Source organism: Litorivicinus lipolyticus, assembly GCF_009650135.1.
Lineage (GTDB): Bacteria > Pseudomonadota > Gammaproteobacteria > Pseudomonadales > Litorivicinaceae > Litorivicinus > Litorivicinus lipolyticus.
The window spans coordinates 1875085-1898568 of the sequence record NZ_CP045871.1; the positions used below are offsets into that span (position 1 = coordinate 1875085).

The following is a 23484-nucleotide window of genomic DNA, read 5'->3' on the forward strand; positions in this document are numbered from 1 at the left end:
ACCCTTTTTGCTCAAATTGGCGAGCTACAGGCCCATTTGAGTCGCCAATTCAGCGGCCGGCACATAACCGGGGATCAACTGCCCAGAGGCCAATACAATGGACGGCGTACCGCGCACGCCGACCTGATTACCCAGCTCATATTGCGCAGCAATCGGGTTGGCACACTGGGCATCAGCGACGGATTTTCCGGCCTTGGCACGGGTCAAGGCATCGTGCGGATCGGCGGCGCAATACGCGCTGACGTACTTGCGGTAGCTGTCCGATTGCAAACCGGCGCGCGGAAACGCCAAATAGCGCACTTCGATGCCCAGATCGGTGTACTGATCGATCTCGGCGTGCAACTTGCGGCAATAGCCGCAGTCGATGTCGGTGAACACATCAATACGCGCCCGCACCGGTCCGTCGGGCGAGAAAATCACGGTCTCGGCATCCGCCACCGCAGCCATCAACTCGACCCGGCCACCCCAACGCGCTTGCTCGGTCAGGTTGACCAAGTTGTCCGGAAGCGCCTGATACAGATCGCCACTCAGTAGGTGGGTACCGTTCTCGGTCGCATACAGTGTTTCGCCGCTGGCCAAGCGCACTTCGTACAGCGGTGAATCGGCGACCGCGGTAACCCGCTCAATCGCAACTTGGTTACTGAGGGCTTGAAGGCCGGCGCGGACCGCGTCTTCTTTGGGGCCGGCCACCGCAGCGGAAATCGATAGAGATACCCAACACAGCAAAAAACGCATCAACAATTCCTTAATTATTTCGAGGGTGGTGGGCGTCGTGCAGGGCCTGCAAACGCGCCGTCGCCACCTGAGTATATATCTGAGTGGTGCTGAGGTCAGCATGCCCAAGCATCATCTGAACAGACCGCAAATCGACGCCATGGTTCAACAAGTGGGTGGCAAATGCATGACGCAGGCCATGCGGCGACAGACCCGGATTAACCCCCGCCGCCAGTGCCACCGCCTTTATCCGGTACCACAGCGCCTGACGGGTCCAGGCGCCCTTTCGCCCCGGCAACAAATAATCGCTGTCCCCGGCCGCGGGCAACAACGCCCGCGCCTGCTCCAGGTAGCGACCGATCCAAAACACGCACTCCTCGCCCAGCGGCACCAAGCGCTCTTTACTGCCTTTGCCGGTGACCCGAACCACCCCGGCCTGGCGATCGATCATCGGCAAGCGCAGCGCAGTCAATTCCGACACGCGCAGACCCGCCGCATACAGGATTTCCAACGCGACCTTGTCGCGCAGTCCGTGGACCGTCGATACATCCGGGGTCGCCAGCAGGGCGTCAACATCCGCCTCGGACAGGGTTGAGGGCAAAGTGCGCGGCATCCGCGGCGCCGGCACGTCGCGGCTGGGGTCATCGGATCGCAGGCCGATCCGAACCAGGTACTGACACAGCCCACGTACGGACGACAGCACGCGAGCCAGCGAGCGCGTCGACAACCCAGTGACCTGGCGGTCAGCCAAGTAAGCCGATAAATCGGAAACGCAAAAAACCGCCAGGGTTAATTGACGGCTATTCAGCCAGCCAACCCAGGCGGTTAGGTCGCGGCGGTAAGCCGCCAGCGAATTTTCAGACAACCCCCGCTCTAACCAGAGGCTGTCCAGGTATGCCGCTACCCGATCGGTATCGGTCACGGCAAACCTTTTACTTAGTAACCAGCTTCTCGCGGATACGCGCGCTACGGCCGCTGCGCTCACGCAAGTAGTACAGCTTGGCTTTACGAACGTCACCACGACGCTTGACTTCGATGCTGTCGATCAGCTTCGAGTAGGTCTGGAAGGTACGCTCAACGCCCACACCGTGGCTGATTTTACGGACCGTAAAGCCGCTGTTAACGCCGCGGTTACGCTTGGCAATAACGACGCCTTCAAACGCCTGCAGACGCTCACGAGTGCCTTCTTTTACTTTAACCTGAACGACCAAAGTGTCGCCGGGACCAAACGCGGGGACTTGCTTGTCCATTTGTTCGGTTTCTAGAGCCTCAATAATCGGGTTCTTCATCGTTTTTTCCGTCTCTCGTGGTGCTCGCTTTCTCAAGCGTGCTCAAATGCTCGTTAATCATCGAAAGTTCTGTTGTTGTCAGACGCTTTCGCTCAAATAGATCGGGCCGGCGATCCCAACTGCGCTCAAGGCTCTGTTGCAATCGCCAGGCTTCGATCCGGCCGTGGTGTCCGCTACGCAGCACCTCCGGCACGGTGTTCCCCCGGTAATCAACCGGTCGGGTGAAGTGAGGACAGTCCAACCAGTGCGCAGCGAACGAATCCTGCTCAGCCGATGCCTGGTCACCCAACACCCCGGGCACCATTCGACTGACCGCATCGATCAATACCATGGCACCCAATTCACCCCCACTAAGCACGTAGTCGCCCAGTGAGACTTCTAAATCCACGTGTTCATCGACCAAACGCTCATCGATGCCCTCGTAGCGCCCCGCCAATAAAATCAGCTCGGGCAGTCGGGCCAGTTCTTGAACCAACGGTTGGTTCAGTGCTCGACCCTGTGGCGACAAGTACACCACCGGCGCATTCGGCAAGGCTTCGCGGGCCTTGATGATGGCCGCTTCGGTGGTGTCGACCTGCATTAACATGCCAGGCCCACCGCCGAAGGGGCGATCATCCACCGACCGGTGATTGTCGGTGGCATGATCACGGGGATTAAAGCCCGTGACCGAAATCAAACCGTTTTGGCTAGCCCGTTCCAACACCCCAACCGAGGTCAACTGCTCTACCCATTCAGGGAACAGCGTCACCACGCCGAATCGCATGTTAGAAGGCCTCGTCCCAGTCCACTTTAATTAAACGTTGCGCGATATCGACCGATACCAACGCTGAGTCAATCCAAGGGATCAGGCGCTCCGCATCGTCTACTGACGTCGCATCCGCCGCTACCACCAACACATCGTTGGCACCGGTTTCCATGACACTCGCGACCACACCTAAATCGATGCCGCTCGCGTTGACAACCCGACAGCCAGTGAGCTGATGGTGGTAGAAATCATCACCGTCTAGGTCAGGCAGGCTGTTCAACGGAACCCAAACTTCGTAGCCCTTAAAGGACTCGGCTTGGTTTCGGTCAGCGTCCGGCGTCAACTTGCACACCCAACCCTTCGCCTGCGCTTTACCTTTCGGTCGGTCCAACACCCAGTCTTCACCAAGGTATTGGCCCTTCTTAACCGGGTGTGGCCGCCGCAACGTCCAAGGGCGATAATTAAACGCCTGCTTGGGTTCGCCAGTGAACAGCTGTATCCAGTTAAAGCCTTGGATGCCCCAAGGCGATCCGATCCTGCCGATCAGGATCAGTTCGTCACTCAAGCGGCTTTACGAGCCGTCTTGACCAACTGCTTAACGCGGTCTGAAACCTGTGCGCCTTTGGCAACCCAAGCGTCAACCGCTTCGATGTCCAAACGCAGGCCTTCGGCGCCGCCACGGGCTACCGGGTTAAAGAAACCCAGACGCTCGATGTAGCGACCATCACGCGAAGTGCGCGAGTCGGTGACATTGATATGATAGAACGGGCGCTTTTTAGAACCGCCGCGAGCCAAACGAATTGTGACCATGTAGTCGTCTCGTCTCTTATAAAAAGCGGCGCAAATAGCCGCTTTGTGTGTGAATTCGGATCTGCTAGGCCAAAGAGGCCATCCCAGAGGGTGCGAAATTTTAGTGATTGAAGGCGCCGAGCGCAAGCCCTAAAAACGCGGAGGCATTCCACCGCCGCCGCCAAGCATGCCGCCAAGGCCTCGAGCCATACCAGCCATGCCCCCTTTCTTCATTTTTTTCATCATCTTACCCATTTGCTTGTGCTGCTTAAGCAAACGGTTGAGGGCGGCCAGATCTTTGCCCGCACCGCGGCAGATACGATTTTTGCGTGAGCTATTAAGGATATCCGGGTTGCGACGTTCCCCCGGCGTCATCGAATTGATCAACACCTCCATTTCTTCAAACGGCTTATCGGTGATCGCCTCACGCGCCCCCGGCGCCAACTGGTTGGCACCCGGCAACTTGTCGAGCAGGCTGGCCACGCCCCCCATGTTTTTCATCTGCTGTATCTGCTCGCGGAAGTCCTCGAGGTTAAAGCTTTGACCTTTTTGAACCTTGGTGGCGAGTTTTTTAGCCTTGTCGTGGTCAACCTTGCGCTCGACATCCTCGATCAGGCTCATGACGTCGCCCATGCCCAACAGACGCGACGCCACCCGATCCGGGTGGAACGGCTCTAGGGCATCGGTCTTCTCACCCATGCCCATGAACTTGATCGGTTTGCCGGTGATCGCCTTGACACTTAAGGCGGCACCGCCACGGGCATCGCCGTCGGCTTTAGTCAGCACAACACCGGTTAACGGCAATGCCTGACCAAATGCCTTCGCCGTATTGGCCGCGTCCTGACCGGTCATGGCATCGACCACAAACAAGGTTTCAACCGGATTCAGACTGGCATGCAGGGCCTGAATTTCGGCCATCATGTCCTGGTCAATCGCCAAGCGGCCGGCGGTATCCACCAGCAGCACTTCGACGTTCATGCGCCGGGCTTCGTCCAACGCTTGGGCGACGATGTCGACCGGCTTAGCCGACGGGTCGGTTGGGAACGCAGGGACACCGACCTCGTCAGCCAGAATTTTAAGCTGCTCGATGGCGGCCGGTCGGTAAACGTCAGCACTGACCACCATGACGCGCTTTTTCTCACGCTCCTTTAAAAACCGCGCCAGCTTGGCCGTGGTCGTGGTTTTACCCGCGCCCTGCAAACCGGCCATCAGCACCACGGCCGGCGGACGCGCACGCAAATCCAAGCCCTCATTGGCGCGGCCCATGACCAGTTCCAGCTCTTGGCGAACGATCTTTAGGAAAGTCTGGCCCGGCGACAGTGATTTCTTGACCTCGGTGCCCATGGCCCGCATGCGCGTGGTGGTGATGAATTCTTTGACCACGGGCAGCGCGACGTCGGCTTCTAACAACGCCGAACGAACGTCTTTCAACGCCCCTTTGATGTTGTTTTCGTTGAGACGACTTTTACCGGTGACCTTATTCAGGCCTTCGGACAGCTTTTGTTGCAGGTTATCGAACATGCGCGGCGCACCAAGGTGTGGAAAAGCGCGTAGTATAAACAGGCTTGAACCAAATTTGCGGAGCATTCATGAACCCCATTTTGCTTTCTGTGATTGCCGCCGGCGGATACGCCCTCGCAGCAGCCATCGAAGCACGCCACATTGACAACGACCGGCGCGAACATAAACGCGTATTCGTGGCTGCCATGACGATCGCATTGGCCTGCCACCTGTGGGTGGTATTGAGCTCCCTCGGCGGTCAGGGCGAGACCTGGACGGTCAGCCTAATCGCGACACTGTCACTGAGTGCCTGGATGATTGGCGTAGTGGTGGTGGGACTGCGCCTACGCCAACGCCAAGGCATTTTACTGGCGCCGCTGTTAGCGGCGGTGTCGGTCATTGCACTGGGATCAGGCTTTGACTCGATGGCCGGGCGCAGCGTCACGTCGAACCTTGGTCTGGCGACGCATATCGTGCTGTCACTGGCGGCGTTTTCGGTGCTGTTTATTGCCGGCGCCCAATCCTTGCTGCTGGGCTGGCAAAACCGCGCCCTCAAGCAACACCACTTCAGCGCCATTGCCGGGCTGCCGTCGATGAAGCGCATGGAGGTGCTGCTGTTTGATTTATTGACCTCGGGCTGGATGCTGTTAAGTGCGGCATTGCTGACGGGCTGGGCGTTTATTGACGATCTATTTGCCCAACACCTGCTGCACAAAACCGTGCTGTCTGCCGCGGCCTGGCTGGTATTCAGCGGGCTGCTGATCGGTCGCCGCCTGTTTGGATGGCGCGGTGCCACCGCCACCGCTTGGACCTTGACCGGTTTTGGGGTCTTGGCACTGGGCACCTTAGGCAGCAAAATCATGCTCGAACTTGTCTTGGATCGCGTCTAAATGCCCCCGGTTACCGAATCAGATCTGTATTTGCTTGGCGTCTTGCTGGGCCTCCTCGTGCTGAGCGCGTTTTTCTCCAGCTCCGAAACCGGGATGATGTCCCTTAACCGGCTAACGCTGAATCACAACGCCCGCATCGGCAACAAGAGCGCACGTCGCGTCAAAGCGCTGCTGGACCGCCCAGATCGATTGATCGGGGTGATCTTAATTGGCAACAACTTTGTCAACATTTTGGCCAGCGCGATCGCCACGGTTTTGGCGACGCACTACTTTGGCGAAGCCGGCATCGCCGCTGCGACCCTGGGACTGACACTGCTGGTATTGATCTTTGCCGAGGTCACGCCGAAAACCCTGGCAGTGCTGCACCCGGAGCGGATCGCCTACCCAGCCTCATGGCTACTGACACCGCTGCTAAAACTCCTGTACCCGTTGGTATGGGTCGTTAACGCGATCAGCAACGGGCTGCTGCGGCTATTCGGAGTCGACACTAGCACCGATGGCGACCAGCGCCTGTCGCGAGACGAATTGAAGACCGTGGTCTGGGAATCCGGCCACGGCATCCCTAAACGGCGCGCCATGGTGACGCGAATTCTGGATTTGGAAGAGGTCGCGGTCGAGGACATCATGGTCACCCGCGGCGAAATGTTCGCGCTCGATCTGGACGAGCCGATGGACGAGATTCTGGACGACATCCGCTCCAGCAACCACACCCGACTGCCGGTCCACCAAGGCGACGCCAACAATATTCTAGGCATATTGCACCTGCGATCCATTAGCCGATTGCTGTCGGCCGATGGCGACAGTGCGATGACCAAAGAACGGCTGCATGAATTGCTTGACGAGCCCTACTTTATTCCCGAGGGCACCCCGCTACATACCCAGCTGTTTAACTTTCAAAAACACCGTGAGCGCATGGCCTTGGTAGTGGACGAATACGGCGATCTGGAAGGCCTAGTCACGATCGACGACATCCTCGAGGAAATCGTCGGCGACTACACCACCGACCACGCCCAAAGCGCCAGCACGGACCTGTACCCGCAGGACGACGGGTCATGGCTGATTGATGCCGCCACTTACGTCCGCGACATCAACAAAGAGCTGACCTGGACGCTGCCGACCGACGGGCCAAAAACCCTGAACGGCCTGATTGTTGAAGCCCTCGAAATGATCCCTGATCATGCCGTAAGCCTGGTCATCGCCGGCTACCGGATGGAGGTACTGAGCATTCGGGACCAGCGCATCCGCACTGCCCGCATCTGGCCTGCAAAAAAGGTCGAACAGGACCTTCAGTAGCTTGATTATTCGCGCATAAACACGTATCCAAGTCATAAGCGTACAAAAAAAGGAATACCGCTTATGTTGTTGCACCACATCTACGGACTTTTTAGCCACCCAAACGACGAATGGCATGATATCGAGCGCGAGCGCGCCAACAACAAAGTGCTGTATCAAGGCTACGTTGCGATCCTTGCTCTAATCCCGGTTATCTGTGGCTACATCGGCACCGTCCACGTAGGCTGGCGTATTGGCGGTGGTGACCTTCATTTTCTGACGCCGCAAAGCGGCCTTATCTTATGCCTGCTGTCTTACCCGGCACTGCTCCTCAGTATCTTCGTGCTGGGTAAGCTGATTGACTGGATTGGCAAAACCTACGGCGCCGAGGCTAACGCCAAGCATCCACGTGGCATGTCGCTGGCCAGCTACGCCATGACCCCTATGTTCTTGGCTGGTGCGGTCGCGATCTATCCCAGCATCGCGCTAAATATGCTGGTCGTTATGGCCGCCATGGCTTACACGGTCTACCTCATCTACACCGGCGTACCCGTGCTTATGCACATCACCGAAGAGCGCGGCTTTTTATTCGCCTCATCGATCATCACCATGGTGTTGGTAACCCTGGTCGGCGTGCGCGTCGCCACCGTGATTGTCTGGGTCGCATTTTTCCCGCCGGTCTACATCTAGTCAAAGTGAGCGCGGTCACACTTTTTAACGGTGTGTACCGCGGTCCGACTCGCACCCACCCCGCTCAGCGCATGGTGACGCCTCTACCGAGGATGACACCATGCAGACCATTCCCAGCTTTGATGAACTTGTTGAAATCAATCGGCACTCGCCGGCCGATCTGGAAGCCTTGCGCGCGGGGCTGATCAAGCACACCATCGACCAAGCACCCGAAGCCACCCGCCGACGCCTCAATGGCCTGCAGTTCCAAATCGAAATGGAGCGCCGACGCGCCAGCAACGCACTGGCGGCCTGCATCAAGATTTCGCGCATGATGCACGAGTCGCTGGGCGAACTGACAAGCCTGTTGCGCCCCGAGAGCAGCGAAGGCTATGGTATTGACTCACCGCCGCGTCAAACGGCCAACGTCATCCCATTGCGAGCACAAGAACCCTAATGACTTATTGTAGCGACTGCGGTGCCACCACTGAGTGGCAGGTACCACCTGACGACAACCGGCCACGACACATTTGCTCGGCCTGCCACACCATCCACTACGAAAACCCGAAAATTATCTGCGGCTGCTTAGTCACCTACAACGACCAGGTGCTGTTGTGCCGACGTGCCATCGAGCCACGCCACGGACTGTGGACACTGCCCGCAGGCTTTATGGAAAACGGCGAAACGGCGGCCGAGGGCGCCCTGCGCGAGACCTGGGAAGAAGCCATGGCGCGACCGACTTTGCAAGGCTTGTACGCCCTCACCAGCATCCCCTACATCAGCCAGGTCTACATGATTTTTCGTGCCACCCTGGACGCTCCCGAGCATGCCCCCGGGCCGGAAAGCCTGGAAACACAGCTGTTCACGGCGGACCAAATTCCGTGGGACGAGTTGGCATTTCAAACGGTGCGCAAAACCTTGACCCAGTGGGTTCAGGATCAATCACGCGGCAGCTACCCACTGCACGAAATTGACATTACCGAAAGTGAGCGCGCGCGCGTCTGAGCGGCGGACCGTGCCCGGCGTGCTGGGCTCACCCCATACCGAATAAGGATTGCCCGTGTCGCTAGCCCTGTCCGATCTCTTGCTGCTCGTCGTCGAACCCTCATCCATGCAACAAAAAGCCCTGTCGGCGCTGCTAAGGGCGCGCGGGGTGCAACATATTGTCACCGCCAAAACCGGTAACGAGGCCTTCACCCTGTTGCAAAGCCAAACCCCGGACTTGGTGCTCAGCTCGTTTTATCTGGATGACATGACCGGCTCGGACTTAGTTCGCGGCATGCGCCGCGAGGATGCGTTGGCCCACGTCCCGTTTGTGCTCGTCAGCAGCGAGACACGGTTCGAACCGCTGGACCCGATTCGCCAAGCCGGCGTGATCGCGCTGATTGATAAGCGCGCGCCCGAGCAAGGCCTTGATGAAGCACTGGCCGCGACCTTGGAGTACCTGCAACCGAGTCGAATTGACCTCGGCAATATTGACAGTGAAGACGTCGTTATTGGGCTGGCCGACGACAGCCGCATGGCCCGACGGCATATGCTGCGGACCCTAAACGCCCTCGGCTTTGAGCGCATCCACTGCGTCGAAGACGGCGCCCAGGCCCAGCAGCTAATAGCTGAACAAAACCTAGACATCTTAATTACCGACCTGCACATGCCAAACGTCGACGGCGAAGCCCTGTGCCGGTGGGTCCGCAACGAATCCGCACAGAACAGCATCCCCATCCTCGCCGTCACCTCGGACACCGACCAGCAGCGGCTGGACTCGGTGATGCAAGCCGGCGCCAACCATGTCTGCACCAAGCCCTTTGACATAAACCACTTGTGTCAGTTGCTGCCACAATTGCTGAAGTAAGTTACAAACAAAAAGTGAACACCAACACGCTTGTACAAATAATCACTTGACGCACCCCCGAAAATCGTTCAAATTTTCTAAACAAAAGGTGAACAAGGAAGGGCGTTCACCAACGATAAGAAATTAAACAGGCGAGAATGGAGACGAGCACATGTTGGTACTGACACGAAAAATCGGCGAAAAAGTAATGATCGGTGATGACATCAGCGTCACGGTCCTTGGCATGTTTGGCAATCACGTACGGCTGGGTATTAGCGCCCCGAAAACCGTCGGCGTCCACCGCGAAGAAATCTGGCAACGCATCAAGTATGAAGACGAGAGCGCAGCGGCCGGCTAATCCGCCCCATCGGAACACAGACGCTTGCATCACGCAGGCGTTTTTTTTGCCTTAAAAATGTGACATCGGTCGCAGACAGACCGTTAACTCAGTCCTTTGGTACGTAGGGCGATCGAATCTCGGCGCTAACACTAGCGGCATCACTGACGAGGCTCATTGCATGCTCCAAACTATCGAACGATCAGATTACGACCGCCGAGCGCCCAGCCAATCGCGCTTGTTCACGCTGCTCGATACGCGCCGCCAAACATGGATGCTGTACTCACAACTGGCCGACGCCCGCCCCTTCAAGTCATCCAGCGAGCTGGACAGTCTGGTTCACCGGTTTTGCCAGACGCTGATTGACTACACCGCCAGCGCCCACTTCCAGCTTTACCACCGACTGGCAGAGGGCACCGAGGCACGGGCGAACTTGATGGCCGTCGCCGAAACGATTTATCCGGTGATCGCGCGCTCCACCGACGTGATTTTGGCCTTTAACGATGCCTTTGGTGAACACGACCAACTCGACGGCGAGGCGCTGGATGCGGCGCTGTCGTATTTGGGCGAAACCCTAGTTCAGCGAATCGAGCTGGAAGACAGGATCTTAGAAGCCGCGCGACACGATCGTCGCAGCGACACCCAGGCCTAAGCGCATGTTGGCCTCGGTAGCGGCGGCCACACTGGCCACCGATTGACCGCGTATTTGGGCGACCCGGTCGATGACCGCGCCCACCGATACTGGCCGATTGGGTCCATCCCAGCCAGCTGGTGGCAGATCCGGACTGTCCGACTCGACCACCAATGCGTCCAGCGGAACCGATTCGACCCATGCTGCGAGCCGCGGACGATTCGGGTGCAACAGCGGTCCACCAATCGATAGTTTCCAACCACGCATGGCCCAGTCCATGGCCTGCTCGGGTGACCCGCTAAAGGCGTGAATTACACCAACCACCCAGGGATACTTCGACGCCACCAGGTCAAGCTGGTGCAGCGCCCCTTTACCAACCGCATGCACCACGCAGGCCCGCCCCAGTGATTGAGCCGTGGCAAACTGCCCTTCCAACAAACCCAGGTCCGACGGATAGCGGGTATCAATACCGATTTCACCGACCCACCAGTCCGTGCGCTGTTGTAGCACCGCGGACAGTTGGTCCAGCGCATCCGCCGGGGCCGACACCTGCGGATGCCACCCCACGGCAATGGCCGCGCCTTGGGCGGCAAAGTAGTCCAGCCGCGCCAGCGTCTGCGGCGACAGCTCGGTCGCCGACACCAGCAGCCCGGTCAGCCCGGCGCCGCACGCCTCGTCCAATATCGCCTGACGCGACGGCCACAGCGCATCAAAATGCAGGTGCGTGTTGGCGTCGAACACTCAGTGCTCGCGGGTGGCGCGGAAATTAACCTCGGGGTAGCGCTCTTGGGCCATAGCCAGGTTGACCCGTGAAGCCGCCAGAAAGGTCAGGTGATCGCCCCCGTCCATGGCCAGGTTGGTCTCGTACTTGCGCTTAAACTCGGCGAACTGCTTGGCATCGGTCGAGTCGACCCAGCGCGCGGTGCTGACGTTGACGCCCTCGTAAATGGCCTCGACGCCGTACTCGTCTTTTAGACGATACGCGACCACGTCGAACTGCAATGAGCCAACCGCGCCCAGCACCACGTCACCGTTGGCGACCGGGAAGAAGACCTGGGTTGCGCCCTCCTCGGCCAATTGGCGCAAGCCCTTATGCAGTTGCTTGGCCTTAAGCGGGTCGCGCAAACGCACACGCTTAAACAATTCCGGCGCAAAGTGCGGAATCCCGGTGAACTTTAGATCCTCGCCTTGGGTGAAGGTGTCACCAATTTGAATCGTGCCGTGGTTATGCAGACCAATAATATCGCCAGGGTAGGCTTCCTCGACGGCGCTACGATCGCCGGCCAAAAAGGTCAAGGCATCGGCGATTCGGGTGTCCTTTCCGATCCGCGCATGGCGCATTTTCATGCCGCGCTCGTATTTGCCCGAACACACCCGCATAAACGCAATGCGGTCACGGTGTTTGGGGTCCATGTTGGCCTGAATCTTGAACACAAAGCCCGTGAACTTGGGCTCGGACGGCGCCACGATACGCTCGCCACCGGCGACACGGTCCAGCGGCGCCGGCGCCCATTCGACAAAGCCATTGAGCATTTCGCGAACCCCAAAGTTAGACATCGCGGTACCAAAGAAAATCGGCGCTTGTTGGCCGGCCAAATAGGCCTGCAAATCAAACTCGTGTGACGCGCCTTTGACCAGTTCCACTTCGTCGGCGAATGCCTGCCAGTCCAACCCCAGCAGCTCACGCGCAGCGTCGGTGTTCAAGCCCTGAATACGCTTATCATCCGGAATAATATTGCCCTGACCGGGGGTAAACAGGTGCAGCTCGTCGTTGACTAGGTGGTAAACGCCTTTGAAGGCTTTGCCCATCCCGATCGGCCAGGTAATGGGCGCCGCCGCAATGCCCAGCACGGTTTCGATCTCGTCGAGCAGATCAACCGGCTCGCGTATTTCACGGTCCATCTTGTTGACGAAGCCAATAATGGGCGTGTCGCGCAGGCGGCACACATCCATCAATTTGATGGTCCGTTCTTCGACACCTTTGGCACCATCAATAATCATCAGGCAGCTATCAACCGCCGTCAAAACGCGGTACGTGTCCTCGGAGAAATCGGCGTGACCCGGCGTATCGAGCAAGTTAACGGTGCGGTCGCTGTACGGGAACTGCATCACGGACGAGGTCACGGAAATGCCACGTTCCTTTTCCATCTGCATCCAGTCCGAGGTCGCGTGCTTGTCGTTTTTGCGGCCCTTGACGGAGCCGGCAACCTGAATGGCGTTGCCGAACAACAACAGCTTTTCGGTAATCGTGGTCTTGCCGGCATCAGGGTGCGAGATAATAGCGAATGTTCTTCGCTTGTTGATTTCATTGATAAAATTGCTATCCGACATACCCTTAAAAAACCTTATTTGTACTTAAAACTTGTACGTATTGGTTAAAACGCCCTTGGCGGGACTAAAAAGCCCTTTATTCTAACGAATAACCGCCGCGCTCACTAATTTACTGCTCTAAAACACCCTGCAGCTCATCAATCTGACGTTGATATGTATGTGGTGGTTGGTGCGGGCACCGAGTGGTGCACCGGCGCAGGTTTACGCGTTGCTGTGCGGGCGCTGTGGAGGCATTCAGTCCGCGGCGAAGGCCGACCGGCCTGGCTAGTGCCCAAGCAACAACTCGAATCCACCCTGCGCCGGTTTCGACTGGGCCATCAGATGTTCGAACAGCGCCAGACCTCCGCTGGTGTCGCCGATCATGACCGCGCCCACGACGGCACCCTCATCAAGCCACAGTTTTTTGTAGATGCCCGCATCCAGGTCCGCCATTGTAAGACAGCGCGCCGCCGGCGGATCGATCTGGCCACAACTGAACAGTTGAATGCCACTGATTTTGAGCTGCGTCATGGCCGACCGGCTCGACCTGCTGGGTGGCTTTGCCGGTGTGAACCTGGACGCCCAAGGCTTTGAGTGCATTCGCCGCTTCCAGTCCAAGCCAGCCGCCGCCGGCCACAACACCGGTTTTAGAGGTTTTGGCCCGGGCTTGAATGGCGTCCAGGTCCTCTAAGGTTCGGTAGACAAAGGTTCCCGGCACATCCCCACCGGGAATCGGCGGCACGAAAGGAAAAGACCCAGTCGCCAACACCAGCGCGTCGTAATCGACCCAATCGCCATTGACGTTGATCCGTTTGCCGGCGCGGTCTATCGCGCCGACCTCCGCGGCCAGCGTCAGCGATACCGAATCGCCCTGATACAACGACGCCGGCCCCATCAATAGGTGCTCGGACGATTGCCGCTCGAACACCTCGGACAGATGCACGCGGTCATATGCGCGGGTCGGCTCGGCGCCGAAAACCTGAATGTCGAAGCGGCCTGCTTGGCCCGCGTCAGACCCTATTAACTGTTCAACGAAATGGTGCCCGACCATCCCATTACCGATTACTAAAATGCGTTGCGCCATGGTTGTCGTCCCTTGCCGGTAACGGACATAAAAAAACGCCCACCGGCATCGCACCAAAGGCCTCGGCTTCGGACAGCCCTTGAAACTGCATCAGCAAACCCTTGGCCTGCTCAATACGCTTGCGGCTGGCCAGCTCAAGGCGGGCAGCTTGCAGTGCTGTGCGGACCTCGGCCAAGTGTTGCGACTGCTCGCTGATCAGCTCGTATAAACCAAAACTTGCCCCGACCAAGGAGCGCAGTGGATCCGTGCGTTCGTCGCCGGACGGCGACGGATCACGCGCAAACATATTGGGGACGATCGGTTCGGCGAGTCCGCGGCGCAAAGCAGCCACACTCGCCAACTGTACCGCCAACAACTGGTCAATCCAGTCGCTGACCAAGCCAAACCAGGTTTCCGCCAGCGTCGCCGGTACCGGCTGCGACGGGCTAAAACCGTCTATCAGCGCCTGCATGGCCTCGAACTGTTGGTATGCCGCGTGGTCAGTCAGCGCCATGGCGCCCAATGAAATCGCCGATTCAAGGGCCTGTTGTTGGTGCTGACGAATACGCTGAACGCGCTGTAAAATGGGCGGATCAAACTGCCCCATCGCCAGGCCGAAACTGGGCCAGGCGCTCACATTGCCCCTGTTGAGCCGGTTCGATGCTGCGCTGAAGTTGTGCCAGCCATGCCGATGCCATACGCGCCCCCGCCAATCGATTGATAATTGGCATTTATATTGCTGCGCAATACCCAGAGTTACCAGACAAAGATTCAGGGCAAAGGCTGGCGTGCGATCGAAACGGCGGACATCATTGTTTACGACGCACTGGTCAGCTCGGCATTAATGGCCGAAGTGCCGGCCCACATCCGGCGCATTTACGTCGGCAAGCTCAAGGGCCATCACAGCATGCAACAAGCTGACATTTCTGCGTTGTTAGTAGAGTAGGCCCGACTGGGCGCTCGGGTAGCTCGACTCAAAGGCGGCGATTCGCTGGTGTTTGGCCGACTGGGCGAGGAGTTAGACGCCCTGGAGGACGCTGGCATTGGTTATCAAATCATACCCGGCATCACCGCCGCAGCCGGCTGCGCCGCCAGCCTCAAAATGCCCCTAACCGAGCGCGGGGTCGCCAACAAACTCCGACTGGTCACCGCACACAGCTGCGACGACACCACGATCGACTGGGCCGGGCTGGCGCAAACCGACGAAACCCTGGTGTTCTATATGGGGCTGAGCATGGCCGAGCATATTTCGGCTCGCCTGATCGAGCATGGGCTGGCGCCGGAATGGCCGGTGGCTCTGGTCCAAAGCGCAAGCTGTCCGGCCGAACGCACCGTCATCACCACCCTCGAGCACATGGCCGCGGACCGGCATCGCCATCAACTGACCTCCCCCACACTGATTGTCGTCGGTCGCGTGGTCCGCCGAGCCTGCACGCTCAGCACGGTTCGCCAGTCGGCCTAAACCACCGTATACTGCCGCCCACTGTTACCTCGAACCCACACAACAACGGCCCCGTTTCGGTACTAGAACGGGGCTTTGTTGTTTATGACTCAGGATTCCTATGATCAACCGATTCCACCAAGACTGGCTCTCTAATATCCGTGGCGACTCGCTCTCCGGCTTGGTCGTGGCGCTGGCATTGATACCCGAAGCCATTGCCTTTTCAATCATCGCCGGGGTCGATCCCAAAGTAGGGCTGTACGCCTCGTTCTGTATTGCCACCGTGATTGCCTTTATTGGTGGCCGTCCGGGCATGATTTCAGCCGCCACCGGCGCCATGGCACTGGTTATGGTGACGCTGGTCAAAGAACACGGTTTGGAATATTTGCTGGCGGCGACGCTGCTAACCGGTTTCATCCAGATCATCGCCGGCTACTTGCGCCTTGGCAGCCTGATGCGATTTGTGTCGCGTTCGGTCATCACCGGGTTCGTCAACGCCCTGGCGATTCTGATCTTTATGGCCCAGCTGCCGGAACTGACGGATGTCACCTGGCATGTGTATGCCATGACGCTGGTCGGGCTTGGGATTATTTACCTGTTCCCGTACGTCCCGGTGATTGGCAAGATTCTGCCGTCCCCGCTGGTCTGCATTATTGTTTGTACGGCGTTCGCGATGGCCACCGGTTTGGGCGTTCGCACGGTCGGCGACATGGGTGACCTGCCCGACACCTTGCCGATTTTTCTGTTCCCGGACGTGCCCTGGAACCTGGAAACCTTGTGGATCGTATTGCCGTACGCCGTGGCGCTGGCCGCCGTCGGCTTGCTGGAATCGATGATGACGGCACAAATCGTCGACGACCTGACCGATACCGAAAGCGACAAAAACCGCGAGTGCAAAGGCCAGGGCGTGGCTAACATTGCCTCGGGCTTACTGGGCGGCATGGCCGGTTGCGCGATGATTGGCCAGTCCGTCATCAACATTAAATCCGGTGGCCGTGGCCGACTGTCGACCCTGGTTGCCGGCGTTGGCTTGATTATTTTGGTGGTTTTCCTGGATGACCTGATCCGGCAAATCCCGATGGCGGCGTTGGTGGCCGTCATGATCATGGTCTCGATCGGCACCTTTAGCTGGGACTCGCTGTTGAACCTGAAAAAGCACCCGTTATCCAGCAACATTGTCATGGTCACCACCGTGGGTGTGGTGGTGGCGACGCATAATTTGGCCATTGGCGTGTTCGTTGGTGTGCTGTTGGCCGCGCTGTTTTTCGCCAACAAAGTGGCCCACTTTATGGGCGTCAAAAAAGACGTCACCGGCGCCAGCGTGCATTACACCGTGACCGGCCAGGTGTTCTTTGCCTCAGCGGACAAATTCGCCGCCTATTTTGACTTCAAGTCCGTGGTCGAACACGTGGTGATTGACCTGACCCAAGCGCACTTTTGGGACATCTCGTCGGTGGCGTCATTGGACAAGGTCGTATTGAAGTTCCGTCGCGAAGGGGCGACAGTCGAGGTATTGGGACTCAACGAAGCCAGTGCCACGATCGTTGACCGCTTTGGAGTGCACGACAAACCCGACGCGGTTGATGACGTCTTAGCCGGCCATTAAGGATGCGACATGACCCAGATCATTGCCTGTATCGACGGATCTAAATCCGCCACCGCCGTGTGCGACGCCAGTGCATGGTGCGCCACTACGCTGAACGCCCCGGTCCTAGCACTGCATGTGCTGGATCGGGCGGAAACACCAGCGCTGGCGGATTTAACCGGTGCGATTGGTCTGGGTGCCCGCGAGCAGTTACTAAAAGAACTGGCGGACTTGGATCACCAACGTGTTCGCCTCGCCGCCGAAGAAGGCAAAATCATGCTTGAAGCGGCCGGCGATCAATTGCTGGCCGATGGCGTTGTCGACGCACGCCAACTGCAGCGCCACGGCAGTTTGGCCGAAGCACTCGACGACTTGAGCGACGATACCCGCGTGGTCATCATTGGCCGCCAAGGACAGACCCACCAAAGCGCAGCCGAAACCGTCGGCTCACAACTTGAAACCATTGTGCGCACTGCCAAGCACCCCGTTTGGGTCACCCCCAGCACCTTTGTGGCTCCCAAACGTTGCGTGATTGCCTACGACGCCAGCACCACCGCCAAGCACATGATCGAGCGGCTGTGCCATTCGCCGCTGCTGACCGACATGGACGCGACGCTGGTGATGGCCGGCAATGACACTGACGAGCACCGCCAGCAACTGGACTACGCCCAGCGCCAACTCGAGGACGCCGGCCACACGGTCTCGACCCAACTGGTCGAGGGTGAACCGCTGGTGGTACTGCATGAGTTGGCGCAATCGGACGACACCTTATTGGCCATGGGCGCTTTCGGACACTCGCGCATCCGCGAATTTTTAGTCGGCAGCACGACCAACGAAACGCTGCGGCACGCACGCTCATCGGTTGTATTATTCCGATGAATCCCCGAAGGTAGCGTCCTCGACACTGTTCAGGGTTTTGCATGCCAGATATCGTTGTAACTTTTTTCGTTTTGGGTCTATTTGCCGGCCTGCTCAAGTCCGACCTAAAAGTCCCCAAAGCCGCGTACGACACGCTCAGCCTGCTGTTGATGCTGACGATCGGTCTAAAAGGCGGCATGGCACTGTATGGCAACATGCAGGGCAGTCTATTTATCGAGCTACTTGCCGTCGCTGCCCTCGGCGGTCTGATCCCGCTAGTGCTGACACCGCTGCTGCACAAATTCATGCGACTGAACATGGCCGACAGCGCCAGTGTCGCCGCCCACTACGGATCAGTCAGCGCGGGCACGTTCGCGGTTGCATTGGCGTACGTGGAGTACCTGGGGTTGGAGTTTGGCGCCCAGGTGACGCTTTACCTGGTGATGATGGAGTTGCCGGCGATCATTGTCGCGCTCGCCTTGCACCGTAAACTGAGCGGCGACACCACCGCCACCGATCACGCCGGGCTGTGGCATGAAACCCTGACTAACCGCGGCGTCGTGCTGTTAACCGGTGGCGTACTGATTGGCTGGATTTACGGCCCGAACGAAGGCGCGGCGGTGACGGATTTGTTTATCGGCGCGTTCCAAGGCGTGCTCGCCCTATTCCTGCTGGAAATGGGCCTGACCGCGGCCGATACGCTGCGCCCCTTCCCGCGCAACCAATGGCGCGTGCTGTTGTTTGCCGTGATCGCACCGTCGATTCTGGGCGCCATTGGCGTCGGCTTAGGTGGGGTGCTGGGGTTGCCATTAGGGTCGACCGTCATTTTAGCGTCCATGGTCGCCAGTGCGTCATACATTGCGGCCCCGGCGGCCATTCGTGTGGCCATTCCAAACGCCAATATTGGCCTGGCGATGTTGCTGTCGTTGGGCCTAACTTTTCCGTTCAACGTGTTGGTCGGGATTCCTTTCTATCACTGGATGGCCAGCTAAAACAGGCTGCCTGAGTTAGCCAGGTAGCCCTCGGTGGCCTGGCCCAATACGGCGTGCTCGGTCGGTGCCACACGTAGGCCATCGTCCAGCCACTGGACCCATGGGTCCAGCCACTGTCCGGGCTGAACCCGCAACAGACCACCGTTATGACCACCGGGTGCGCGCGCATGCAGCGCAGCCCTGGCAAACGTCAGTTGCTGAGGCATGACCAAGTGATCATCATCAAAGCTCTGTACCCAGATCGGCACATCCAGTGCCTGTAACCCTTGGGACATGGCGCCGGCGCCGTAAACAACGTCCATAATCCAATGCCAAGTCGAGGACGATACATCCAACCCGTCCAGCAACCATTGCGTCAGCGCCTTAGGGCGCGTCGCACTGAACAACCCTTTCCACGACTCCGGTTTCAACGCCATGAAGCCCGCGCTTAATACCGCCGCCGGTACCAGGCCGCGAGCCTCGGCCATAAATTTAGTGTGCGCCCGTTGAGCCGGCGTCAGCACCGCAGCCAACTCGCCCATCTGGCCGTCCATCGGTGCCGCCACCAGCGACAGCGAACGCACCGGGACGCCGTCCAATGCCGCCATCGCCGCCAACACACCGCCCAGGCAATAACCCGCCAAGTGTACCGGTTTGGCGACCGCCTCGGCGGCCTCGATAATCGATGCGACCAGGTCATCCGGCGTCGGCATACTGTCGTTGCTGGCCCCACGCCAGACCAGCGCGTACACATCCAGCCCCAGCTCCAATTGACGAGCAATCACGCTGCGGCCATCGCACAGATCTAAAATGACGTGTTTGTTAATCGGTGCTGGCACCCACAGCAGTGCCGGCCCGACCGACTCGGCGGCACTGTAATGGACCAGCTCGGCATGCGGGCCGCGCCACACGATACGTCCCGGGGTCACGCCGATGTCGTCGCCGTACGCGGGTTTGCCGGGCAAATCGAAGTCGCCCGGTGCGCCCATCAGCGCTTGCCAGGCCTCGGCGTTACGCCCTTGAATACGCAATCGCGCTTGCAAGTCCGGCGCCAGCCCCAGGTTTTCCCAGGCGTCCTTGTTCAGCGCGCCAGCCGACAGCGGCGACGCACTCGAACGCGCCATGGCGCTTTGCACCGCACGAGCGTCTTGCTGGCACTGGTCGAGTGACAGCCATTGGGACCAAAATGTTGGCAGGACCTGAGACTTCATTAACCCAGCATGCACCAACAAAGCGCGCCTGACGATGTTTGGGGGCTATGCTTTGGGCCAAGGTTTAGTGATACTGGCGCCACAACGATAAGGAGTCACCGATGCGGGTCATCAAGAAATATCCCAACCGTCGTCTTTACGACACGTCCAAAAGCACCTACATCACGCTGGAAGACGTCAAAGCATTGGTCCTGAACCATGACCGCTTTAAGGTCATCGACTCCAAAACCGAGGAAGATTTGTCGCGCTCTATCCTATTGCAGATCATCATCGAGCAAGAAGGCGACGATGGCGGCAGCGTGATGACCAACGAAGTGTTGGGCAGCCTGATTCGATTCTACGGCCAGCCGATGCGCGGTGAAATGTCCAAGTACCTGGAATCCAGCGTGCGCGTTTTCCTGGATCAACAGGACAGCATCAAAGAGCGCATGCAGAACCTGGTGGATGTATCCCCGGTCGGCATGATGACCAAGATGGCCGAGCAAAACATGAACATGTGGCTCGGTTTAGGCAAGGCACCGACCCCGAAAAAGGACGACGAATAAGTCGTCCTTGGACCGCTCTCGTACCCACCATTAAATTATTTTGCGCGCTGCACAAAAAAAGCACTTGACGCACTGCAACAAATCCCTATACTCGATCTCAAGTTGTGCAATGCACAACACGACAAAACTTATTTGGAGAAACGATCATGTATCAGAAAATGATGGAAACTATGAGCAAGAATGTTGAGTCCATGTTCGACACTGCAAAGTACGAAGATGCGATGAAGCCGATGGCCCAGATGGTTGAGCTGAACAAAAAGATGCTGGAAACACTGGCAACTAAGCAAGCTGACCTGGTTAAAGAACTGTTTGAAGGCAGCGTTGCCCAAGCAAAAGAACTGACCGCTACTAGCGATCTGTCTAGCGCATTGGCCAGCCAGAAGAACTACTTGGAAGGCGTTCAGGAAAAGCTGGTTTCAGCGGCTCGTGACACCCAAGACGTTTTGACTGTTGCACGTGACGAAGCCACTGCACAGGTCCAGACTGCCGTTGAAGGCGCGTCTAAGTTCCAGTAAGTGTTGATTGCCTGACCTCGTCAGGCGACTCACTGCAAAGCCAGAGCCTGTCTCTGGCTTTTTTTTGTCCGAAAAAAAGGGGATGCTATACGGACACTGATAACGAGACACCCCATGCCCTTTACCGCATTTCGAATTCACGACGACGAACCCCGTAACCGCATCGAGACCATCGAGACCGGCGACCTGCGCGCCGGCGACACCTTGGTCAAGGTGACCTACAGCGGCCTGAACTATAAAGACGCCCTCGCCGTCACCAACACCGGCAAAATCATTCGCGACTTCCCCATGGTGCCCGGCATTGATTACGCAGGGACCGTGATTGAATCCGAGCACTTTGCCCCGGGCACCGAGGTCTTACTGACCGGCTGGGGCGTAGGTGAACGTCACGATGGCGGTCTAGCTGGCGTCGCCAGCGCCAAGGCCAAGTGGTTGCTGCCGTTGCCCGCCGGGTTAAGTGCGCGCCACGCCATGGCGCTCGGAACCGCCGGTTTGACGGCCATGCTGGCGGTGATGGCGATTGAGGACGGTGGTGTCACGCCGGCGTCTGGGCCGATTGCGGTTACCGGCGCCGGTGGCGGTGTCGGCGGCATCGCGATCAAGGTGTTGGCTGGGCTGGGCTATGACGTCCACGCCGTCAGTGGTCGCCCGGAGCAAGCCGAGCGCCTGAAAGCGCTGGGCGCCAGCACCGTGGTCGATCGCAGTGAGTTGGCACGCGATGCCAAACCCCTCGAAGCGGGTATTTGGGCCGGCGCTGTCGACGCCGTCGGCGGCCAAATGTTGTCAACGATTTTGGCCACCTGCCAGCCCGGCGCAGTGGTCACCGCGATGGGCAACGCCGGCGGTATTGGTTTAAAAACCACCGTCTTCCCGTTCATCCTGCGCGGCGTTCGCCTGCAAGGCATCGACAGCGTGTTCGCCCCTTTGGACAAGCGCGCGGCCGCCTGGGCACGCCTGGCAACGGCGGTCCCGGAAGCATCACTGGAAGGTAGCATTGAAGAAATCGGTTTGGAGGGTGTCGAAGACGCCTGTCAGCGCCTAGTCGCCGGCCAGGTGGCCGGCCGTATTTTGGTTCGTCTGGCGCCTTAAGTCAGATCGACTCAAAGGCAACATCGCTGCGCGCTGCCAAAATGAAATCTGTTTTGTGCAGCCCGCCAATTTCGTGGCTCCACCATTCCACCGTGACTCGCCCCCATTCGGTCAAAATAGCCGGGTGATGGCCGACTTCCTCGGCTAACTCGCCCAGACGATTGGTAAATTTAAGCGCCTCGGCAAAGTTCTTAAACCGGTACACGCGCTTTAAGTGGGCAATCGCATCCACAGTGACCAAACGCCAGTTGCCGACTTCCGGCAACAGATCAAAAATCTCTTGCTCGTCCAACTTAGTCGCGGTTGGCGAACAGGCTTCGCAGTGTTGGTTGGCTAAGGGTTCCATGCGAACTCCTTGGATTATGGGGGACCGTATTATCAAGGAAAGTTTATGACAAAGTACATCGCTGAATTGAACATCGCCCGCGTCCGCGCTGACATGGACAATCTGATCATGCGCGGCTTTATCGACGGAATCGCGTCCGTCAACGCCCAGGCCGAGGCCAGCGACGGCTTCATCTGGCGCGACTGCGCATCGCTGAAAGCCTTTATGTATGGCGAACTGCACGCCTACTACATGAAGGGCCGGCGCGAGTGGTTCCACAAGATGGACAGCCCGCACAGCTGTTTGTGGTGGGTCAATGCCGGGCACCAGCCCTCGTTAACCGAGGCCAAGGCCAAGCTGGACGCCCTGACCGCGCATGGGCCAAGCGAGGCGGTGTTTACCTTTGCCGAGATGAACCGGTTGCCGGGGTGATCGGATGGTGAATCAGACCGCGTCAGCCGGAGCCAACCGATTGGCCGTTTGTTACAGCGGCATACCCGCCCATTGAAGGTCCCTACTACTCACGCCGTTAACTGCAGCGCCTCCCGCAGAGCAACACGAATGGCAAACCGCGACACCGGAATTTATCGACAAAATCTAATCGATTGACAATCGATTAGAGCGGCAAGTCAATCAAGGCGCACAAGGGGCAAGCGTCAGGAGCGCACCCTTAGTGCGTGACTGCCGCGCGCCCCGATGGGCAACGCCGAGTGGCGCCGCCGATCTAATCGATTTGGGCGGCAAGTCAATCAAGGCGCACAATGGGCAAGCGTCAGGAGCGCACCCTTAGTGCGTGACTGCCGCGCGCCCCGATGGGCAACGCCGAGTGGCAAACCGCGACACCGGAATTTATCGACAAAATCTAATCGATTGACAATCGATTAGAGCGGCAAGTCAATCAAGG

The 23484-nt window shown here is 58.4% G+C and carries 31 protein-coding genes; 17 read left to right on the plus strand and 14 right to left on the minus strand.

Going from position 1 to position 23484, the window contains the following annotated elements; all coding sequences use genetic code 11:
* Nucleotides 1-24: 24 nt before the first annotated feature.
* From GH975_RS09470 to ffh, 7 genes are all read right to left on the minus strand, one after another.
* Nucleotides 25-735, minus strand: coding sequence for a thioredoxin fold domain-containing protein (locus tag GH975_RS09470; RefSeq protein WP_170272619.1), 711 nt, complete (start codon nt 733-735; stop codon nt 25-27).
* A 10-nt stretch (nt 736-745) separates the two neighbouring features.
* Nucleotides 746-1636: a site-specific tyrosine recombinase XerD gene (gene xerD / locus GH975_RS09475; protein ID WP_153714288.1), complete on the minus strand. Its 891-nt coding sequence runs from the start codon at nt 1634-1636 to the stop codon at nt 746-748.
* Nucleotides 1637-1646: 10 nt separating this feature from the next.
* On the minus strand, nt 1647-2003 hold the full coding sequence (gene rplS, locus GH975_RS09480) for a 50S ribosomal protein L19 (protein ID WP_153714289.1): 357 nt from the start codon (nt 2001-2003) through the stop codon (nt 1647-1649).
* Complete coding sequence (gene trmD / locus GH975_RS09485) at nt 1984-2766, minus strand: tRNA (guanosine(37)-N1)-methyltransferase TrmD (protein ID WP_153714290.1); 783 nt, start codon at nt 2764-2766, stop codon at nt 1984-1986. The genes rplS and trmD overlap by 20 nt, the downstream gene beginning before the upstream one ends.
* Before the next feature lies 1 nt (nt 2767).
* Nucleotides 2768-3313: a ribosome maturation factor RimM gene (gene rimM / locus GH975_RS09490; RefSeq protein WP_153714291.1), complete on the minus strand. Its 546-nt coding sequence runs from the start codon at nt 3311-3313 to the stop codon at nt 2768-2770.
* Nucleotides 3310-3558 carry a 30S ribosomal protein S16 gene (gene rpsP, locus GH975_RS09495; protein ID WP_153714292.1) on the minus strand — a complete coding sequence of 83 codons (249 nt, stop codon included), beginning with the start codon at nt 3556-3558 and terminating at the stop codon, nt 3310-3312. Before rpsP ends, rimM begins: the two co-directional genes overlap by 4 nt.
* 129 nt (nt 3559-3687) lie before the next feature.
* Entirely contained in the window at nt 3688-5058 is a 1371-nt protein-coding gene (gene ffh / locus GH975_RS09500) for a signal recognition particle protein (protein WP_153714293.1), read from the minus strand.
* A gap of 68 nt (nt 5059-5126) precedes the next feature.
* Here ffh and GH975_RS09505 point away from each other — a divergent pair, with 68 nt between their 5' ends.
* The 8 genes from GH975_RS09505 to GH975_RS09540 all read left to right on the plus strand — a co-directional run bounded on the left by GH975_RS09505 (nt 5127) and on the right by GH975_RS09540 (nt 10688).
* Complete coding sequence (locus GH975_RS09505; protein ID WP_153714294.1) at nt 5127-5927, plus strand: cytochrome C assembly family protein; 801 nt, start codon at nt 5127-5129, stop codon at nt 5925-5927.
* On the plus strand, nt 5928-7220 hold the full coding sequence (locus GH975_RS09510; RefSeq protein ID WP_153714295.1) for an HlyC/CorC family transporter: 1293 nt from the start codon (nt 5928-5930) through the stop codon (nt 7218-7220).
* 63 nt (nt 7221-7283) lie between these two features.
* The gene (locus GH975_RS09515) at nt 7284-7889 is read left to right on the plus strand and encodes a Yip1 family protein (protein WP_153714296.1); all 606 of its coding nucleotides are present in this window, start codon (nt 7284-7286) and stop codon (nt 7887-7889) included.
* 100 nt (nt 7890-7989) lie between these two features.
* Nucleotides 7990-8325: a DUF3135 domain-containing protein gene (locus GH975_RS09520; protein ID WP_153714297.1), complete on the plus strand. Its 336-nt coding sequence runs from the start codon at nt 7990-7992 to the stop codon at nt 8323-8325.
* Nucleotides 8325-8873 (plus strand): NUDIX hydrolase, encoded by a 549-nt coding sequence (locus GH975_RS09525; RefSeq protein WP_153714298.1) that lies wholly within the window; start codon nt 8325-8327, stop codon nt 8871-8873. Before GH975_RS09520 ends, GH975_RS09525 begins: the two co-directional genes overlap by 1 nt.
* 55 nt (nt 8874-8928) lie before the next feature.
* Entirely contained in the window at nt 8929-9720 is a 792-nt protein-coding gene (locus GH975_RS09530) for a response regulator (RefSeq protein WP_153714299.1), read from the plus strand.
* 151 nt (nt 9721-9871) lie between these two features.
* Nucleotides 9872-10057, plus strand: a complete 186-nt coding sequence (csrA, locus tag GH975_RS09535; RefSeq protein WP_153714300.1) for a carbon storage regulator CsrA — start codon at nt 9872-9874, stop codon at nt 10055-10057.
* Nucleotides 10058-10217: 160 nt separating this feature from the next.
* Nucleotides 10218-10688 (plus strand): Rsd/AlgQ family anti-sigma factor, encoded by a 471-nt coding sequence (locus GH975_RS09540; protein WP_153714301.1) that lies wholly within the window; start codon nt 10218-10220, stop codon nt 10686-10688.
* Here the strand turns inward: GH975_RS09540 and GH975_RS09545 are convergent.
* The 5 genes from GH975_RS09545 to GH975_RS09565 all read right to left on the minus strand — a co-directional run bounded on the left by GH975_RS09545 (nt 10644) and on the right by GH975_RS09565 (nt 14677).
* A complete protein-coding gene (locus tag GH975_RS09545) occupies nt 10644-11408 on the minus strand; it encodes a TatD family hydrolase (RefSeq protein WP_153714302.1) in 765 nt (254 codons plus the stop codon). The genes GH975_RS09540 and GH975_RS09545 overlap by 45 nt on opposite strands.
* Nucleotides 11409-12998 carry a peptide chain release factor 3 gene (locus tag GH975_RS09550; RefSeq protein ID WP_153714303.1) on the minus strand — a complete coding sequence of 530 codons (1590 nt, stop codon included), beginning with the start codon at nt 12996-12998 and terminating at the stop codon, nt 11409-11411.
* Nucleotides 12999-13262: 264 nt separating this feature from the next.
* Nucleotides 13263-13493 carry a hypothetical protein gene (locus GH975_RS09555; RefSeq protein WP_246164791.1) on the minus strand — a complete coding sequence of 77 codons (231 nt, stop codon included), beginning with the start codon at nt 13491-13493 and terminating at the stop codon, nt 13263-13265.
* Nucleotides 13387-14061: an FAD-dependent oxidoreductase gene (locus GH975_RS09560; protein ID WP_153714305.1), complete on the minus strand. Its 675-nt coding sequence runs from the start codon at nt 14059-14061 to the stop codon at nt 13387-13389. The genes GH975_RS09555 and GH975_RS09560 overlap by 107 nt, the downstream gene beginning before the upstream one ends.
* The gene (locus tag GH975_RS09565) at nt 14033-14677 is read right to left on the minus strand and encodes an ANTAR domain-containing protein (protein WP_211365805.1); all 645 of its coding nucleotides are present in this window, start codon (nt 14675-14677) and stop codon (nt 14033-14035) included. Before GH975_RS09565 ends, GH975_RS09560 begins: the two co-directional genes overlap by 29 nt.
* A gap of 87 nt (nt 14678-14764) precedes the next feature.
* Here GH975_RS09565 and GH975_RS09570 point away from each other — a divergent pair, with 87 nt between their 5' ends.
* The 5 genes from GH975_RS09570 (at nt 14765) to GH975_RS09590 (ending at nt 18916) form a co-directional block, all read left to right on the plus strand.
* A complete protein-coding gene (locus GH975_RS09570; protein ID WP_153714306.1) occupies nt 14765-14986 on the plus strand; it encodes an SAM-dependent methyltransferase in 222 nt (73 codons plus the stop codon).
* Between the two features lie 6 nt (nt 14987-14992).
* Nucleotides 14993-15502, plus strand: coding sequence for a uroporphyrinogen-III C-methyltransferase (locus tag GH975_RS09575; protein WP_153714307.1), 510 nt, complete (start codon nt 14993-14995; stop codon nt 15500-15502).
* A 100-nt stretch (nt 15503-15602) separates the two neighbouring features.
* Nucleotides 15603-17087 carry a SulP family inorganic anion transporter gene (locus GH975_RS09580; RefSeq protein ID WP_153714308.1) on the plus strand — a complete coding sequence of 495 codons (1485 nt, stop codon included), beginning with the start codon at nt 15603-15605 and terminating at the stop codon, nt 17085-17087.
* Between the two features lie 9 nt (nt 17088-17096).
* Nucleotides 17097-17945 (plus strand): universal stress protein, encoded by an 849-nt coding sequence (locus GH975_RS09585; RefSeq protein WP_153714309.1) that lies wholly within the window; start codon nt 17097-17099, stop codon nt 17943-17945.
* A gap of 41 nt (nt 17946-17986) precedes the next feature.
* Entirely contained in the window at nt 17987-18916 is a 930-nt protein-coding gene (locus GH975_RS09590) for a sodium-dependent bicarbonate transport family permease (protein WP_153714310.1), read from the plus strand.
* Here the strand turns inward: GH975_RS09590 and GH975_RS09595 are convergent.
* Nucleotides 18913-20106 carry an alpha/beta fold hydrolase gene (locus tag GH975_RS09595; RefSeq protein ID WP_153714311.1) on the minus strand — a complete coding sequence of 398 codons (1194 nt, stop codon included), beginning with the start codon at nt 20104-20106 and terminating at the stop codon, nt 18913-18915. The two genes, GH975_RS09590 and GH975_RS09595, sit on opposite strands and share 4 nt — an antisense overlap.
* A gap of 101 nt (nt 20107-20207) precedes the next feature.
* On the opposite strand from GH975_RS09595, the gene phaR reads away from it, so the two are divergent.
* The 3 genes from phaR to GH975_RS09610 all read left to right on the plus strand — a co-directional run bounded on the left by phaR (nt 20208) and on the right by GH975_RS09610 (nt 22255).
* Entirely contained in the window at nt 20208-20651 is a 444-nt protein-coding gene (phaR, locus tag GH975_RS09600) for a polyhydroxyalkanoate synthesis repressor PhaR (protein ID WP_153714312.1), read from the plus strand.
* Nucleotides 20652-20821: 170 nt separating this feature from the next.
* Complete coding sequence (locus GH975_RS09605; protein WP_170272622.1) at nt 20822-21166, plus strand: phasin family protein; 345 nt, start codon at nt 20822-20824, stop codon at nt 21164-21166.
* 114 nt (nt 21167-21280) lie between these two features.
* Nucleotides 21281-22255, plus strand: a complete 975-nt coding sequence (locus GH975_RS09610; RefSeq protein ID WP_153714314.1) for an acrylyl-CoA reductase family protein — start codon at nt 21281-21283, stop codon at nt 22253-22255.
* A gap of 1 nt (nt 22256) precedes the next feature.
* On the opposite strand, the gene GH975_RS09615 is transcribed toward GH975_RS09610, so the two are convergent.
* Nucleotides 22257-22601 carry a 4a-hydroxytetrahydrobiopterin dehydratase gene (locus GH975_RS09615; protein ID WP_153714315.1) on the minus strand — a complete coding sequence of 115 codons (345 nt, stop codon included), beginning with the start codon at nt 22599-22601 and terminating at the stop codon, nt 22257-22259.
* A gap of 45 nt (nt 22602-22646) precedes the next feature.
* On the opposite strand from GH975_RS09615, the gene GH975_RS09620 reads away from it, so the two are divergent.
* The gene (locus GH975_RS09620; RefSeq protein WP_153714316.1) at nt 22647-23012 is read left to right on the plus strand and encodes a DUF3291 domain-containing protein; all 366 of its coding nucleotides are present in this window, start codon (nt 22647-22649) and stop codon (nt 23010-23012) included.
* Nucleotides 23013-23484: the final 472 nt, after the last annotated feature.

Bases quoted from the DNA above. Each gene is read 5' to 3' on its own strand.
- csrA (WP_153714300.1), top strand. From the start codon at position 9,872: ATGTTGGTACTGACACGAAAAATCGGCGAAAAAGTAATGATCGGTGAT.
- GH975_RS09590 (WP_153714310.1), top strand. From the start codon at position 17,987: ATGCCAGATATCGTTGTAACTTTTTTCGTTTTGGGTCTATTTGCCGGC.
- GH975_RS09550 (WP_153714303.1), bottom strand. From the start codon at position 12,998: ATGTCGGATAGCAATTTTATCAATGAAATCAACAAGCGAAGAACATTC.
- ffh (WP_153714293.1), bottom strand. From the start codon at position 5,058: ATGTTCGATAACCTGCAACAAAAGCTGTCCGAAGGCCTGAATAAGGTC.
- GH975_RS09525 (WP_153714298.1), top strand. From the start codon at position 8,325: ATGACTTATTGTAGCGACTGCGGTGCCACCACTGAGTGGCAGGTACCA.
- GH975_RS09515 (WP_153714296.1), top strand. From the start codon at position 7,284: ATGTTGTTGCACCACATCTACGGACTTTTTAGCCACCCAAACGACGAA.
- GH975_RS09510 (WP_153714295.1), top strand. From the start codon at position 5,928: ATGCCCCCGGTTACCGAATCAGATCTGTATTTGCTTGGCGTCTTGCTG.
- GH975_RS09615 (WP_153714315.1), bottom strand. From the start codon at position 22,601: ATGGAACCCTTAGCCAACCAACACTGCGAAGCCTGTTCGCCAACCGCG.
- GH975_RS09585 (WP_153714309.1), top strand. From the start codon at position 17,097: ATGACCCAGATCATTGCCTGTATCGACGGATCTAAATCCGCCACCGCC.
- phaR (WP_153714312.1), top strand. From the start codon at position 20,208: ATGCGGGTCATCAAGAAATATCCCAACCGTCGTCTTTACGACACGTCC.
- GH975_RS09580 (WP_153714308.1), top strand. From the start codon at position 15,603: ATGATCAACCGATTCCACCAAGACTGGCTCTCTAATATCCGTGGCGAC.
- rpsP (WP_153714292.1), bottom strand. From the start codon at position 3,558: ATGGTCACAATTCGTTTGGCTCGCGGCGGTTCTAAAAAGCGCCCGTTC.
- GH975_RS09520 (WP_153714297.1), top strand. From the start codon at position 7,990: ATGCAGACCATTCCCAGCTTTGATGAACTTGTTGAAATCAATCGGCAC.
- GH975_RS09560 (WP_153714305.1), bottom strand. From the start codon at position 14,061: ATGGCGCAACGCATTTTAGTAATCGGTAATGGGATGGTCGGGCACCAT.
- GH975_RS09470 (WP_170272619.1), bottom strand. From the start codon at position 735: ATGCGTTTTTTGCTGTGTTGGGTATCTCTATCGATTTCCGCTGCGGTG.
- GH975_RS09605 (WP_170272622.1), top strand. From the start codon at position 20,822: ATGAGCAAGAATGTTGAGTCCATGTTCGACACTGCAAAGTACGAAGAT.
- GH975_RS09540 (WP_153714301.1), top strand. From the start codon at position 10,218: ATGCTCCAAACTATCGAACGATCAGATTACGACCGCCGAGCGCCCAGC.
- trmD (WP_153714290.1), bottom strand. From the start codon at position 2,766: ATGCGATTCGGCGTGGTGACGCTGTTCCCTGAATGGGTAGAGCAGTTG.
- GH975_RS09595 (WP_153714311.1), bottom strand. From the start codon at position 20,106: ATGAAGTCTCAGGTCCTGCCAACATTTTGGTCCCAATGGCTGTCACTC.
- rplS (WP_153714289.1), bottom strand. From the start codon at position 2,003: ATGAAGAACCCGATTATTGAGGCTCTAGAAACCGAACAAATGGACAAG.
- GH975_RS09610 (WP_153714314.1), top strand. From the start codon at position 21,281: ATGCCCTTTACCGCATTTCGAATTCACGACGACGAACCCCGTAACCGC.
- GH975_RS09505 (WP_153714294.1), top strand. From the start codon at position 5,127: ATGAACCCCATTTTGCTTTCTGTGATTGCCGCCGGCGGATACGCCCTC.
- GH975_RS09620 (WP_153714316.1), top strand. From the start codon at position 22,647: ATGACAAAGTACATCGCTGAATTGAACATCGCCCGCGTCCGCGCTGAC.